This is a genomic window from Verticiella sediminum (assembly GCF_007558815.1).
In the GTDB taxonomy this organism is placed as follows: domain Bacteria; phylum Pseudomonadota; class Gammaproteobacteria; order Burkholderiales; family Burkholderiaceae_B; genus Verticiella; species Verticiella sediminum.
Window position 1 is genome coordinate 72,615 of the sequence record NZ_VLTJ01000037.1, and the last position, 12,364, is coordinate 84,978.

13 protein-coding genes are annotated in these 12,364 nt (G+C 70.8%); 4 read left to right on the top strand and 9 right to left on the bottom strand.

What is annotated here, in order from left to right; all coding sequences use genetic code 11:
* Positions 1-60 precede the first annotated feature (60 nt).
* The 4 genes from FOZ76_RS18975 to FOZ76_RS18990 all read left to right on the top strand — a co-directional run bounded on the left by FOZ76_RS18975 (position 61) and on the right by FOZ76_RS18990 (position 3,778).
* Positions 61-1,266 carry an acetyl-CoA C-acetyltransferase gene (locus tag FOZ76_RS18975; RefSeq protein WP_143949855.1) on the top strand — a complete coding sequence of 402 codons (1,206 nt, stop codon included), beginning with the start codon at positions 61-63 and terminating at the stop codon, positions 1,264-1,266.
* Between the two features lie 114 nt (positions 1,267-1,380).
* On the top strand, positions 1,381-2,196 hold the full coding sequence (locus FOZ76_RS18980) for an IclR family transcriptional regulator (protein ID WP_211366324.1): 816 nt from the start codon (positions 1,381-1,383) through the stop codon (positions 2,194-2,196).
* Complete coding sequence (locus tag FOZ76_RS18985) at positions 2,196-2,987, top strand: IclR family transcriptional regulator (RefSeq protein WP_143949856.1); 792 nt, start codon at positions 2,196-2,198, stop codon at positions 2,985-2,987. Before FOZ76_RS18980 ends, FOZ76_RS18985 begins: the two co-directional genes overlap by 1 nt.
* Before the next feature lie 107 nt (positions 2,988-3,094).
* A complete protein-coding gene (locus FOZ76_RS18990) occupies positions 3,095-3,778 on the top strand; it encodes an SDR family NAD(P)-dependent oxidoreductase (protein WP_143949857.1) in 684 nt (227 codons plus the stop codon).
* A 29-nt stretch (positions 3,779-3,807) separates the two neighbouring features.
* On the opposite strand, the gene FOZ76_RS18995 is transcribed toward FOZ76_RS18990, so the two are convergent.
* The 9 genes from FOZ76_RS18995 to FOZ76_RS19035 all read right to left on the bottom strand — a co-directional run bounded on the left by FOZ76_RS18995 (position 3,808) and on the right by FOZ76_RS19035 (position 12,282).
* Positions 3,808-5,082: an acetyl-CoA hydrolase/transferase family protein gene (locus FOZ76_RS18995; RefSeq protein WP_143949858.1), complete on the bottom strand. Its 1,275-nt coding sequence runs from the start codon at positions 5,080-5,082 to the stop codon at positions 3,808-3,810.
* 214 nt (positions 5,083-5,296) lie between these two features.
* On the bottom strand, positions 5,297-6,064 hold the full coding sequence (locus FOZ76_RS19000) for a 3-oxoacyl-ACP reductase (protein WP_143949859.1): 768 nt from the start codon (positions 6,062-6,064) through the stop codon (positions 5,297-5,299).
* Positions 6,065-6,084: 20 nt separating this feature from the next.
* Positions 6,085-7,074 (bottom strand): ABC transporter substrate-binding protein, encoded by a 990-nt coding sequence (locus tag FOZ76_RS19005; RefSeq protein ID WP_143949860.1) that lies wholly within the window; start codon positions 7,072-7,074, stop codon positions 6,085-6,087.
* The gene (locus FOZ76_RS19010) at positions 7,071-7,844 is read right to left on the bottom strand and encodes an ABC transporter permease (RefSeq protein ID WP_143949861.1); all 774 of its coding nucleotides are present in this window, start codon (positions 7,842-7,844) and stop codon (positions 7,071-7,073) included. The genes FOZ76_RS19005 and FOZ76_RS19010 overlap by 4 nt, the downstream gene beginning before the upstream one ends.
* 114 nt (positions 7,845-7,958) lie before the next feature.
* The gene (locus tag FOZ76_RS19015; RefSeq protein WP_143949862.1) at positions 7,959-9,548 is read right to left on the bottom strand and encodes an acyl-CoA reductase; all 1,590 of its coding nucleotides are present in this window, start codon (positions 9,546-9,548) and stop codon (positions 7,959-7,961) included.
* Positions 9,545-10,585, bottom strand: a complete 1,041-nt coding sequence (locus tag FOZ76_RS19020) for a LuxE/PaaK family acyltransferase (protein WP_246129639.1) — start codon at positions 10,583-10,585, stop codon at positions 9,545-9,547. The genes FOZ76_RS19015 and FOZ76_RS19020 overlap by 4 nt, the downstream gene beginning before the upstream one ends.
* Positions 10,586-11,187: 602 nt before the next feature.
* Entirely contained in the window at positions 11,188-11,571 is a 384-nt protein-coding gene (locus FOZ76_RS19025) for a COG4315 family predicted lipoprotein (RefSeq protein WP_143949864.1), read from the bottom strand.
* Between the two features lie 55 nt (positions 11,572-11,626).
* Entirely contained in the window at positions 11,627-11,932 is a 306-nt protein-coding gene (locus FOZ76_RS19030; protein WP_246129636.1) for a hypothetical protein, read from the bottom strand.
* A 17-nt stretch (positions 11,933-11,949) separates the two neighbouring features.
* Positions 11,950-12,282 carry a DUF1840 domain-containing protein gene (locus FOZ76_RS19035; RefSeq protein WP_143949865.1) on the bottom strand — a complete coding sequence of 111 codons (333 nt, stop codon included), beginning with the start codon at positions 12,280-12,282 and terminating at the stop codon, positions 11,950-11,952.
* Positions 12,283-12,364: the final 82 nt, after the last annotated feature.

The following is a 12,364-nucleotide window of genomic DNA, read 5'->3' on the forward strand; positions in this document are numbered from 1 at the left end:
GCACGGGTCTGTTTTCTGATCATGTTGAAAGGGCGGCAGGCGCCGCCGGGAGAAATGTCGATGAAGCGAGCTGCCATTGTTTCCGCGTTGCGTACGCCGGTAGGAAAGTTCGGGGGCGGGCTCAAGGGCGTTCCGGTGGAAGAGCTGGGCGCGATCGTGGCCCGCGCTATCGTCGAGCGCACGGGCCTGGACCCCGCGCGCATCGACGACGTGGTCTTCGCGCAGAGCTACATGAACGGCGAGACGCCCTGCACCGGCCGCTGGGTGGCGTTGCAGGCGGGCTTTCCGATCGAGGTGTCGGGCATGCAGCTCGACCGTCGCTGCGGCGGCGGGCTGCAGGCGATCGCCACCGCGGCGATGATGGTGCAGACGGGTGCGGCCGACGTCGTCATGGCTGGCGGCGTGGAGAGCATGAGCAATGTGGAGTACTACACCACGGCCATGCGCTGGGGCAGCCGCGCCGGTTCCGCCGTCCTGCACGACCGCCTGGACCGCGGGCGCGAGCGTTCCCAGCCGGAATCGCGGTTCGGCCGCATCAGCGGCATGATCGAGACGGCGGAGAACCTGGCGCGCGACTACGGCATCACGCGCGAAGCGTCCGACGCCTTCGCGGTGCGCAGCCATCATCGGGCGGCCGCGGCGTGGGAAGCCGGGTACTTCGCGGACGAAGTGGTGCCGGTGCAGGTTCCGCAGCGCCGGGGCGATCCCCTGATCATCGACCGCGACGAGGGCGTGCGCGCCGATTCGACGATCGAATCCTTCGCCGGCCTCAAGCCCATCATGCGCGACGGCGTGGTGACGGCCGCCAATGCATGTCAGCAGAACGACGCCGCGTCGGCCTGCCTGGTGGTGGCCGAGGATAAACTGGCCGAGCTCGGCCTGGAGCCGTCGGCGTGGCTGGTCGGCTGGGCGGCCGCGGGCTGCGAGCCTTCGCGCATGGGCATCGGCCCGGTGCCCGCCGTGCAGAAGCTGCTGGCGCGCACGGGCCTGACGTTCGACCAGATGGACCTGGTCGAGCTCAACGAGGCCTTCGCCTGCCAGGCGCTGGCCTGCGTCAAGGGCTGGGGCAGCTCGATGGACGAACTGGCGGACCGCCTCAACGTCAACGGCTCCGGGATCTCGCTGGGCCATCCCGTCGGGGCGACCGGCGTGCGCATCATGACCACGCTGCTGCACGAGCTGGAGCGACGCAAGCAGCGCTACGGGCTCGAAACCATGTGCATCGGCGGCGGCCAGGGCATCGCGGCGATCTTCGAGCGCGCGTAAGCGGCGTCTGCGCTGCGCGCGGGGGGGCCGCGGAGGCTGGCCGTGCTGTCCGATGCGACCCGGCGCGATGGCGCGGCACGATCGAGGTAACGCGGATGGACGCGAGCAGGAGCGATGGACGCGAAGACCGATAGCCCCGGCATGCCGGGCGGCGCGCCGTTCGCCGCCGTCGCCTCGCGGCCCGTCGTTGCGCCGTTCGCCCGCGCGCTGGCGGTGCTGGCGGCCTTCGTGCCCGGAGAAACGTGGCTGGGCAACCGCGATCTGTCCGTGCGCACGGGCCTGCCCGCCTCGACCGTGACGCGCATCGCCCAGACCCTCGTTGTGCTGGGCTATCTCTTTCGCGATGACGAAGGGCGCAAGTATCGTCTGGCGCCGTCGGCGCTGGCGCTGGGCTATGGCGCCACGGCCAATTCCGACGTGCAGCGCCTGGCCTGTGCATGCATGCAGGCCTTCGCCGAACGCCACCGGCTGCATGTGAACCTGAGTTCGCGTGATCGCCTGGACATGATCGTGCTGGAGAGCTGCCGCAGCGTCCAATCGGCGCTGGCGCTCAACCTGTACGTGGGCGTGCGGCTGGGCATCGCGTCCTCGCCGATGGGCTGGGCGTTCCTGGCCGCGCTGCCCGAGCTCGAGCGCTACTACCTGCTGGAGAACGTCGAGCGGCGCACGCCCCGCGACTGGCCCCGGCTGCGCCGTCGCACCAGCGAGGCGCTGGCCCAGATGAGCCGGGTCGGCTTCTGCTCGTCGCTGGGGGAATGGGAGAGCGAAATCGGCATCGTGGCCGCACCCTTGCTGGTGGAAGGGCACGCGCCGCTGGTGCTGGCCTGCGTGGGTACGAGTCAGCAGATGACGCGTGCGCGGGTGGAGCGCGAGATCGGGCCGCAGTTGCTCGCCACCGTTTTCTCCATCCAGCAGAAGGTGGCGTCTTGATGAACGACAAGAGTGAGTGCGCCGGCGTGTCCGTGCAGACCGTGCAGCGAGGCATGCAGGTCCTGCGCGCCTTCCGCTCCGAGCGCGCGCCGCTGTCGAACGCCGAACTGGTGCGACGCACCGGCCTGTCCAAGGCCACGGTGTCGCGTTTGACCAGCACCCTGCTGCACCTGGGGTTTCTGCGGCACGTGCCGGGCGGGCGCGAGTTCGAGCTGGGCGCCGCGCCCGTCGGCATCGGCCATGCCTATCTCGCCGGCAGCGAGCTGCTGCGTATCGCCAACCCGTTCCTGCAGGCGCTGGCCGACGAGCTCGACGTGTCGGTTGCGCTCAGCATCCGCAACGACCTGGAAATGCTCTATGTCGGCTACCGGGCCAGCCATCGCGTGCGCACCTTGCGCCTGGGGGTCGGCTCTCTGCTGCCGCTGGGCACCACGTCCATCGGCCGCGCCTACCTGTGGGGCCTGCCGCTGGACGAGCGCGAGGATTTGCTCGAGCAATTGCGCCGCAACGCGGGCGATTCGGCGCCGGACCTGATGCGCGGCATCGAGCAGAGTTTCGATGAATTGCGGCGGACCGGAGTCTGCTCGGTGCTGGCGGGCTATCAGCGCGATGCGTACGGCATCGCGCTGCCTGTAGTGGTGGGCCGCAGGCGCATCGTGATGAGCATGAGCTGCGGGCGCGCGCGGATGCTCCCGGACCTCGCTGCGGAGAGCAAGCTCATCGTACCGGTGCTGCGCAGGGCGGCCGAGCGGTTCCAGGATCAGCTCGCCGATTTCGACGGCGAGCTGTGAGGCGGCACCGGCAGGGGCCGATGCGGCAGTCGGGCAGAGCCCGGGACCCTGTCTGGACCGGCATCGGGCGTTTATCATGAGCCATCATTCACCCTGGAAGGTTACCGATGGAGCTCAACGAGAAAGTTATCGTCATCACTGGCGCATTCGGGCAACTGGGCAGTGCCGTCGCACGGATGGTCACACGCGCGGGCGGCCGGGCCGCGCTGGTGGACGTGGTGCCCGGCAACGCGCCGGACGCCGGCCCGGCGTGGCAGGCCGACCTGGCCTCGCTGCCGGATGCCGAGCGGGTCATGCAGGACATCGCGCAGCATGTCGGCGGCATCGACGGGCTGGTGAATGTGGCGGGCGGATTCACCTGGCAGACGCTGCAGGGCAGCGCCGACCTGGCGGAGTGGGGGCAGATGTTCTCCATGAACGTCGTGACGTGCGTGAACGCGTCCAAAGCCGTTCTGCCGCATCTGCAGCGCCGCGGGAGCGGGCGCATCGTCAATATCAGCGCTGCCGGCAGCCTCAAGGCGGCAGCCGGCATGGGCGCGTACGCGGCCTCGAAAGCGGGCGTGGCGCGCTTCACGGAGGCGTTGGCCGACGAGTTGAAAGCCGAGCGGATCACCGTGAACGCGGTCCTGCCCAGCATCATCGACACGCCCAGGAACCGCGCCGACATGCCCGATGCGGATTTCAGCGCATGGGTGACGGCGGACGAGGTGGCGTCGGCCATCGGTTTCCTGCTGTCCGACGCTGGCCAGGGCGTCACCGGGGCATTGCTGCCCGTCACCGGCCGGGTGTGAGCCGGCGCCGGTGAGCCGAGCGTCGACCCCTAGCGGATCTTCCAGCCCAGCGGGCGCTGGGCGGCGATCTCGCGCTCCAGCGCGTCGCGCTGCTCGGGATGGGCGACGCCCAGCATCCTGTCGATGCGCTGGGACAGCGTCAGGCCGCGCAAATCGGCGATGCCGTGTTCGGTGACGATGACGCACGAGCAACTGCGCGGCACGGTCACCGGGCCGCTCAGCGAGGCGACCACGCGGCTTTGGCCGCGGGCCATGGACGGCAGGGCGATGATGGGGACGCCGTTCTTGCTGGCATGGGCACCGCGCAGGAAATCCACCACGCCGCCGACCGCGCCCACATAGGCGCCGCCGGCGGCCTCGGAGTTCACCTGACCGGTCAAGTCGACCTCCACCGCCGAGTTGATGGCGGTGAAGCGGTTCAGGCCGGCGAGCACGCGCGCATCGTGCGTGTAGGCCGTGCTGCGCAGCGCCAGGCGCGGGTTGCGGTGCGCGAAGCGCCTCAGGCGCGGGCCGCCGATGAGCACGCCGCCTATCGTCAAGCCGGTGTCCACGCCCTTGCGGGCATTGGTCAGTGCGCCGGATTCGGCCAAGCCGATGATGCCTTCGCCCAGGCTGCCCGAATGCAGGCCGAGATCCCGGTGCCCGGCCAGGGCGGCCAGCACGGCATCCGGGATGGCCCCGATGCCGGTCTGCAGGGTCGCGCCGTCCGGCACGATCGACGCGACGTTGCGGCCGATCGCCTGTTCGATCGGCCCGGGCTCGCGCGCATCCGTGCCGGGGTCGTCGTCCTGCGTCTGGATGAGCAGGTCGATATCGCTCTCGCGCAGGTACGGGCCGCCATGCGTCCAGGGCACGCAGGGGCAGACTTCGGCGAGGATGGCGCGCGCGCCTTCCAGGGCCGGCACCAGGTATTCGCGCGCCATGCCCAGACTGTATCGGCCCTGTTCGTCCGGCGGTGAGACCTGCAGCAGCACGACGTCCACGCGCAGCGCCCCGCGGCTGAGCAACCCGGGCAGGGCGGAGTAGTTGTCCGTGACGATGTCGAGCACGCCGGCCTGCGCGAGCGCGCGGTTCGAGCCGCTGCCGCAATAGGCCAGATAATCGAAGGCGTCGGCATATTCGGGCTGCAGGATCGTCTCCAGCCCCTGGCCGATACCGAGGAACAAGCGCGTGCGTCCGATCTGGTGCCGTTGCGCTGCTAGCGCGCGCAGCAGGGTGCGTGGATGGGCGTCGGCCTGGCCGAACGTTACGGTGTCGCCCGGACGGATGTACTGCGCCAGTTCGATGGTTGCTGCTTGCGCCATGGGCCGGATGCCTGCGTGAATGTGGCGCGAGATTGGTCGACCCGAGGCCGGACGTCAATCAGCGGCCAGAGATTGTTCCGTACGCCGGAATCATAGTGCAGCGCGGATGCGTCTGCCGGTGCGGCTTGCTCGAGAGGCGTGCGGGTCTCGGTCCCGATGCCTGGCCGTGCCGTGCGCACTCCATCGAAGGCACGGCGGCGGGCTGAATCGACGTTCACCGCATCACCAGCCCGCCATCCACCAGCACCACCTGCCCGGTCACGAAGCGCGCCCAGTCCGAGGCCAGGAACAGCACGGGGCCGGCCACGTCCTCGGGCGTGGCGACGCGGCGCAGCGGGGTCTGCGCGGCGAGCTGCTCGCGCACGCTCTCGCGGGTGGCGCGGCTGGCGTCGGTGGGCCAGACCAGGCCGGGCGCGATGCCGTTGACGCGGATGCCGTGCGGGCCGAGGTCGGCGGCGAGCTGGCGGGTGAAGCCGGCCAGGGCCGCCTTGGCGGTGGCGTAGTCGGGGTAGGGCACCAGGGGCTGATCGGCAAGGTCGGTGAGGATGTTGACGATGCTGCCGCCGGCACGCTGGCGCATGCCGGGCAGTACGGCCTGGCACACGTGGTAGGCGCTCTGCACCGCGCCGTCGAACTGGGCCTGGAAGGCGTCCCAGCCGAGGTCGGCGAAGCGCGGCCGGCGGTCCGGATCGAAGCGGTAGGGATGAAAGGCATTGTTGACGACGGCATCGATGCGGCCGGCTTCGCGCAGGATCTCGGCGACCATGGCGTCGACCTCGTCGCGCCGCGTGACGTCGGCGCGCACGGCCCACGCGTCGCCGCCCGCGGCGATGCAGCGCGCCACGGTGGCCTGGGCCGCCGCCGTGTTCTCCCGGTAGTTGACGGCGACCAGAGCGCCTTCGCGCGCGAAGGCCCCGGCGATGGCCGCGCCCAGGCCGCGGCTCGCGCCGGTCACGAGGATGACTTTGTCCTTGAAGTCCATGGTGGTCTCCGCGGGCGCGATCAGCCGCGCAGCAGTTCGGGCGCGAGGACGCTGCGCACGCCGATCGGCTGTTTGACGAGGCCGAGCGCGTGGTAGGCGTCCGCGGCCGCCTGGAGGGAGGCGGGGTCGAGCGTGCCCAGGCCCTCGCGGCGGGTCAGTTCGGAAACGCTGGCGCGGGCGCGCAAGGCGATGATGTCGCGGTTGAGCTCGACATCCTGCCCGTCGATGGCGCGGCGCACAGCCAGTTGCGCGGCTTCGTCCTGGTGCTCGATCATCCAGGCGGTGCTGCGGCGGAACGCGAGGCCGGCGCGGCGCAACAGGTCCGGCTGTTCCTGGTAGGTGGCTTCGCGCGCCACCAGCAGGTCGCTCGAATAGTTCAGGTGGTCGGCCACGGCGATCACCCGCGCCTCGCCCAGGCCGCGCCGGCGCGCCAGCGCCAGCCCCGTGTCGGTGGCCGCGGTGGCGTCCACGCGGCCTTGCATGAGGGGCACGAAGTTGAGCACGCCGGTCACGACGATCTCCACGTCCTGTTCGCTCAAGCCGGCCTGCTGCAGGAGGATCTGCAGGTTCTGCCGGGTGCCGCTCGCCAGGCTGTACACGCCGATGCGCTTGCCCTTGAGGTCCGCCGGCGTGTCGATGCCGCTGGCGGGCAGGCTGACGACGTTGAATACGTTCTGCGGATAGATGTCGTAGAACGCACGCAGGGGCGCGCCCTGGTCCAGCGCGGCGAAGAACGAACCCGGATCGGTGAAGGCCACCTCGGCCTGGCCGCTGAGCAGGTTGCGCACGGCATCCCCGCCGCCCGCGCCGGGTAGGTAGGCCAGGTCCAGGCCCTCGGCGCGGAAGAAGCCCTTGTCGGGTTCGGCGAGCAAGTTGACGACTTCGGTGATGGGCTTGCTCCAGCCGGCGAGGGCGAGCCGGCGCGGCTCGGCCGCGCGCAGCGCGAGGTGCGGCAGGGCCAGGGTGGCGAGCGCGCCGCAGGCGGCGCGGCGCAGGAAGGTGCGTCTCATGGCGATGTGCCTTCGTGGTGGGAGGGAGCGTAGCGGCGCAGCAGGTGGCGCTGCAGCCAGACAACGGCCTGATAGACGATCAGGCCGAGCACAGTGATGAGGATGAGCACGGCGAACATCAGCGGAGTGTCCATCGAGCCCTGGGCCGCGATGATGAGCGCGCCCAGGCCGTGGGTGGCACCGATGAACTCGCCGACGACGGCGCCGACCAGCGCCAGGACCGCCGCCATGCGCAGCCCGGCCAGGATGCCCGGCAGGCCGGCCGGCACCTTGAGCTGCCAGAGCGTCTGCCAGCGCGTGGCGCGCAGCGTGCGGAACAGGTCGCGATGGGTGGCGTCGACTTGGCCGATGGCGGTGCAGGTGTTCTCCAGCAGGGGAAAGAAGCAGACCAGCGCGGTGATGACCACCATGGGCAGCGTGCCGAAGCCCAGCCACACGGTCAGCAGCGGCGCCAGGGCGAGCTTGGGCACGACCTGGCTCGCGACCACGTAGGGCATGGCGAGCCGGTGCAGCCAGGCGGATTCGCCCAGCAGCAGGCCGCAGGCGAAGCCGACCAGGCCGCCCGCCAGCAGCCCCAGCAGCACTTCCAGTGTGGTCTGTGCGATGTGGGGCCAGAAGTAGCCGGACGCGATGCCGCGCCACAGCGCTGCGCCGACCGCCGACGGTGCCGGCAGGACCAGGGCCGACCAGGCGAAGGCGCGCGCACCGGCTTCCCAGGCGAGCAGCGCGCCGGCCAGCAGCAGGGCCGACCAGAGGCGGGTGCTGGTCATGGCCGGCGCAGCCCTCGGCCGGCGTCGCCGGCCGCTGTCCGGGCGGCAAGCCGCATTGCCGGCCGAGCGGCATGCAGGCCGCGAGGTGGACGAGGCTTGCGCTTCGGCCCGTGGTCAGTCGCGGTAGGGCGCATGGGCCTCGGCCGCTTGTTCGGCGGACATGTCGATGTCGACCACGCGTACGAGGTCGAGCAGGCTGTAGCGGCCGTCGTGGTGCCAGCCCGGCTCCGGCTGGGCGGTGGCGCCCAGGGCGCAGATGCGGGTGAAGCCCGCCTCGCCCAGCCGGGGGGCGAGGGCGAACAGGCGCGCAGGGTCGGCGGCGATGCCGACTGTCTGCAGATGGGCGCCGTGCACGGCGAGCGCATCGATGGCGTCCTCCAGCCGGTCGACCGCCACCACGCAGGCGGTACGGTTCAGGGCGCTGCCGGGCGCGAGGCCGGCAGCGTCCAGATAGGCGACGCCCCAGGGCGAGTGCGGCGAACCCAGCACGCTCACGCGCCCCTCGCCGCCGAGGGCCCGCCGTTCCAGCCCCTGGCGCCAGCGGGCGGCGGCCTGCGCCTCCTCCAGCGTGAGCTTGCGCTGCGTGTAGCGGTGGGCCAGGGCGGCCAGTTCGCCGGCCAACAACTGCGCGAAGGCTTCGGGTGCCACCGGGCCGCCGCGTTCCACATAGAAGCACTGCGGCGAATAGCAGCCCTGTTGGTCCCAGCGCGCCAGGTCCAGCGCGGCGAGGCGGGCGGTGGACTGCGCCTGCCGGGTGTCCAGCGCCGCCGCGGCGACCAGGCCGGCGCTGATCCTGTGGCCGTGCGCGAGCACGCGCGTGCCGGCAGGGGCCAGGGCATGCCAGGACGCGATCGCCGTATCGCCGCCATAGACGATCAGCACCTCGGCCTCGGCGGCGAGGGCGCGGTTCGCCGCGAGATCGTCGCCCGGCCACCAGAGAACGGCGACGGTATCGGCCAGCCGCGGTTCGACGGCGGCCAGCGTGCGGGCGAACCAGCCGGCGAACCAGGGCTCGTCGCTCGGAAGCTTGCCGACGGTGCCGGTCTTGGTGAGCAGGCCGGCGACGAGCGTCCACAGTGGCAGGGCCGGTACGTTGCCGGCCCAGACATGTCCGAGCAGGCGCGGCCCGTAGGCGCGCGACCACCCGCCGCGCGGACGCGGACGGAAGTCGTCGAGCAGGCCGGGTTCGCCGAAGTCCTCGGCCAGCCAGCGCAGCAGTTGTGGCCGGCGAAAGGCCTTGAGCGCAGCGTTCAGGCCCAGGCGCACCATCTCCGGATCGAAGCCGGTGATGACGGGCAGCAGGCGCTCGGCCTCGCGGCGGCCGGGGTCGTCGGGGTCGAGCATGCGCGCGATCACCCGGTCGATCACCGCGACGATGTCCAGTACCGGCATGTGCGCCAGACTGCGGCGCGCCGCAGCGCGCACGGCGGCTGCGGCGGCGCTCACCTGCCCGGCGTTGGCGCGCGCGAGTCGAATGGCGGCGCGCTGGCCGTGCGCGCCGAACTCGCGCACGACGGCGGCGGATTCGCCCAGCAGCGCCGGGTCCGCGACGTAGCCGCCCATGGCTTCGAGGGCCGCGGCAGCGCCTTGCGGCGGCGGTGCAGGCCCGTCGGCCGCGGGCGGCGTCGGGTCTGCGTCGGTCCGCGCCGCCACGGCGCGCGTGGCCGGCACTGCGGGCGGGCTGCTGGGCGGCCGGGCGTTCATGCCCGGGCCGCGGCGAGAAACGCGTCCATGGCCAGCGAGCAGCCCTTGGCCTGCGCGCCCTCGGCGCGGCCGAGCAGGCGAAAGCCGCCGTCGACTGCGACGCCCACGTCCTCGGTCAGGATGGTCACGACGGAATTGAGGTTGGCGAGATCGGTGTGCGCCAGGATGCCGCGCTCGCCCGGGGCAACGTCCTGCCCGGTCATCGGGTCCACGACGCGCGAGCGTATCCAGTGCGGGCCGGACTTCACGGCGGGCTGGCTGGCATTGCCCTCATCGTAGAACTGGGTGCTCAGCTCCGTCATGCCGTACATGTTGATGCAGTCGTGAGCGGCGACCCCGAACGTGTCGCCCAGCGCGCGATAGAACTCGCTGGCGGGCATCTCGCGCGACTGCCCCTTGAAGCCGCCGGTATCGAGCACGCGGCTGCCCGGGGGCAGCACGCAGCGCCGGCCGCGCTCGCGCAGGGCGTCCATGGCGTGGACGAAGCCGTAGCTCGCGCCCAGCAGCGCAAACGGCGCGCCGCCGACGCATGCCTCGTCCAGCATGGCGCACAGCCCGTCCACGTCCAGGCCGTCGGGGCCGACGAGATAGCGGCTGCCGGGCGCGCCGAAATGTTCGAGCGCCAGCGCGAGATAGTGCGCGAGCGAGGAATTGGGCATCATCGCTTCGGTCGGAAAGAGCACGCCCATGCGGATCTTCGCGTCGCCGCGCATGAAGCGCGGCGCGAAGTTCAGTGTCATGGAGGCGTCGTACACGCGCAGGTCCGGATGGAAGTGGCGCCCGCGCGCATCGGCCCGTGTCGTGCCGCTGGTCATGAACACCCGCTCGCACTGCTCGGCCGGCACGCAGCTCAGGGTGAGGTCCTTGAAGCCATCGATGGGTACGGCCGGAATGTCGTGCCAATGGCGCACGGTGCGCGGGGTGCGGCCCTGCTGCACGCAGTAGCGCTGGAAGGCCGGGTTGTGCTGGAACTGGCGGGCGTAGGCGCGCAGGGCGAACGCGCCGAACTGCGCGTCGGTGGCGTCGGTGCGCTGCATGAAGGCCAGCAGCTCGGCTGCTAGGGCCTGGGCGTCGGGAGTGGTCACGTTTGCCGCATCCTGGGTGGGGCCGGCGGCTGCCGGCTGGCATGCTCCGGACGGGATGGCAAACGGGCCCGCTGAGGGCGGCAACCCCGCACGCATGGCGCAGGGCGCGATGCGGCAGGCAGCTCTCCTTACGTCGGCATGATCCGAGTCAAGTTCACGGGTTCGATTGGCGTCATCTCAGCGTCCGCCGTCAGGCAGGACACACCCCGGAGCGAGATCGATTATACGCGTGAGGTGGCGCGGCGGAGTCCGCCGCGCGGCCTCATGGCCTCGATGCCATCCCTTTCAAGGTCTTTCGAGCTTGATCATTCAAGTTGCAGATTGCCCGGGAATTTCCGTGCTACCTGGGAGCTGAAAACACCTCCAGCGCAAGCCCAAGGCTGCCCAGGCCAAAGGCTATATCGATGGCTCTCTCGCTCGTTCCCGCGTGAGAAAAGCCCAAGGTCGGTCCGCTGCTGCTCACCCGCCACCGACGGTGGCAACCGGGACAACAGCGCCGTCGATCGTTCCTTGTCAATCAAGCCGTGGGGAAAAGGTCTTGAAAGGGATGGGCCTCACGGCTTGACGACGTGCCAGACTTCCTTGAAGTTGTCGCCGTTCTTGTCGCCGGGGTTGGCGTCCTTGTCGAACAGGTAGAGCGGCTGGCCCTTGTAGGCCCATTGGCGGGTGCCGTCGTCGCGTGTGATGACGGCATAATCGCCTTCGTCCTGGTCCGACGCTTGCGCAGCGACGGGCGGCCAGGCCTGGGCGCACGGGCCGTTGCAGGCGCTCTTGCCGCTGCCGGGGGCGTCCTTGTCGAAGGTATAGACCGTCATGCCCTTGGCGTCCACGAGGATGCCGTCGGCGGTTTTCAGGGGCGGGGCGGCCAGGGCCGCGGGGCCGATCAGAACGCTGGCGGCCAGCGCGAGTGCAGGGAAGAAGTGGCGAGCGCAACGCATGGTGTCCTCCTTGGGGACGGGGTGATTCCCGGATCATGGGCCGGCCTGGGTCAGGTCAGCCGCCAACCAGCATGCCGAGCACGAAGACGCCGAGCACGGCCCACACCACCGCCGCGACGATGGCGCGGCGCATGACGGCCCGGATCGCGGCGATCAGCATCAGCACGCCGAGAATGAGCCAGACATAATTGAACAGCCCCGGGCTCATGCCGAACGCCCCGGCGACCCCGCTCAGGAAGTCGTCCACGGCGCCGGCCAGGCCGCCGAACAGGCTGCGCAGCGCGTCGACCACGAAGCGAATCGCCCCGCCGACGAGCTCGCCCAGCCAGGCAAAGAAGCCGTTGCCGCTTTCCATGTCCATGCCGGCGCCGACGCAGGTCAGCGCCCGCTCACCTCCCACATCACGTCCACGCCCTTGTCGAGCGCCTTGCGCAGCATGTCTAGCAGGGGCTGCGCGCGCTGGCGCAGGCTGACGTACTGCTGCGCCTGGGCGCGTTCCTTGGGATCGTCTTCGTCGAAGGCGGGTTCGCTGCTCTGGCCGATCGCGCGCTCGATGCCGGCGATCGCCGCCGGGAGCTGCTCGGGCGTGAACACCCCGCGCGCCTCGGCCACGGTGTCGCCGCTCTTGCCGGCGGCTTTCAGCAGTGGCTTGGCATGTTCGCCCAGCATGATGAATTCGCCGGTCGCCTTGGAGCGGAAGGTATAGATCATGTCGTTGTCCTTGTCCCTATGGGGCGACGAGCGCCGCAAATACTGTACCTCACCGCGCCAGCCGGCAGCGCGCGCGATTGCT

Coding starts and splice junctions, on each gene's coding strand:
- FOZ76_RS18975 (WP_143949855.1), top strand. CDS start 61: ATGAAGCGAGCTGCCATTGTTTCCGCGTTGCGTACGCCGGTAGGAAAG.
- FOZ76_RS18980 (WP_211366324.1), top strand. CDS start 1,381: ATGGACGCGAAGACCGATAGCCCCGGCATGCCGGGCGGCGCGCCGTTC.
- FOZ76_RS18985 (WP_143949856.1), top strand. CDS start 2,196: ATGAACGACAAGAGTGAGTGCGCCGGCGTGTCCGTGCAGACCGTGCAG.
- FOZ76_RS18990 (WP_143949857.1), top strand. CDS start 3,095: ATGGAGCTCAACGAGAAAGTTATCGTCATCACTGGCGCATTCGGGCAA.
- FOZ76_RS18995 (WP_143949858.1), bottom strand. CDS start 5,082: ATGGCGCAAGCAGCAACCATCGAACTGGCGCAGTACATCCGTCCGGGC.
- FOZ76_RS19000 (WP_143949859.1), bottom strand. CDS start 6,064: ATGGACTTCAAGGACAAAGTCATCCTCGTGACCGGCGCGAGCCGCGGC.
- FOZ76_RS19005 (WP_143949860.1), bottom strand. CDS start 7,074: ATGAGACGCACCTTCCTGCGCCGCGCCGCCTGCGGCGCGCTCGCCACC.
- FOZ76_RS19010 (WP_143949861.1), bottom strand. CDS start 7,844: ATGACCAGCACCCGCCTCTGGTCGGCCCTGCTGCTGGCCGGCGCGCTG.
- FOZ76_RS19015 (WP_143949862.1), bottom strand. CDS start 9,548: ATGAACGCCCGGCCGCCCAGCAGCCCGCCCGCAGTGCCGGCCACGCGC.
- FOZ76_RS19020 (WP_246129639.1), bottom strand. CDS start 10,585: ATGCAGCGCACCGACGCCACCGACGCGCAGTTCGGCGCGTTCGCCCTG.
- FOZ76_RS19025 (WP_143949864.1), bottom strand. CDS start 11,571: ATGCGTTGCGCTCGCCACTTCTTCCCTGCACTCGCGCTGGCCGCCAGC.
- FOZ76_RS19030 (WP_246129636.1), bottom strand. CDS start 11,932: ATGGACATGGAAAGCGGCAACGGCTTCTTTGCCTGGCTGGGCGAGCTC.
- FOZ76_RS19035 (WP_143949865.1), bottom strand. CDS start 12,282: ATGATCTATACCTTCCGCTCCAAGGCGACCGGCGAATTCATCATGCTG.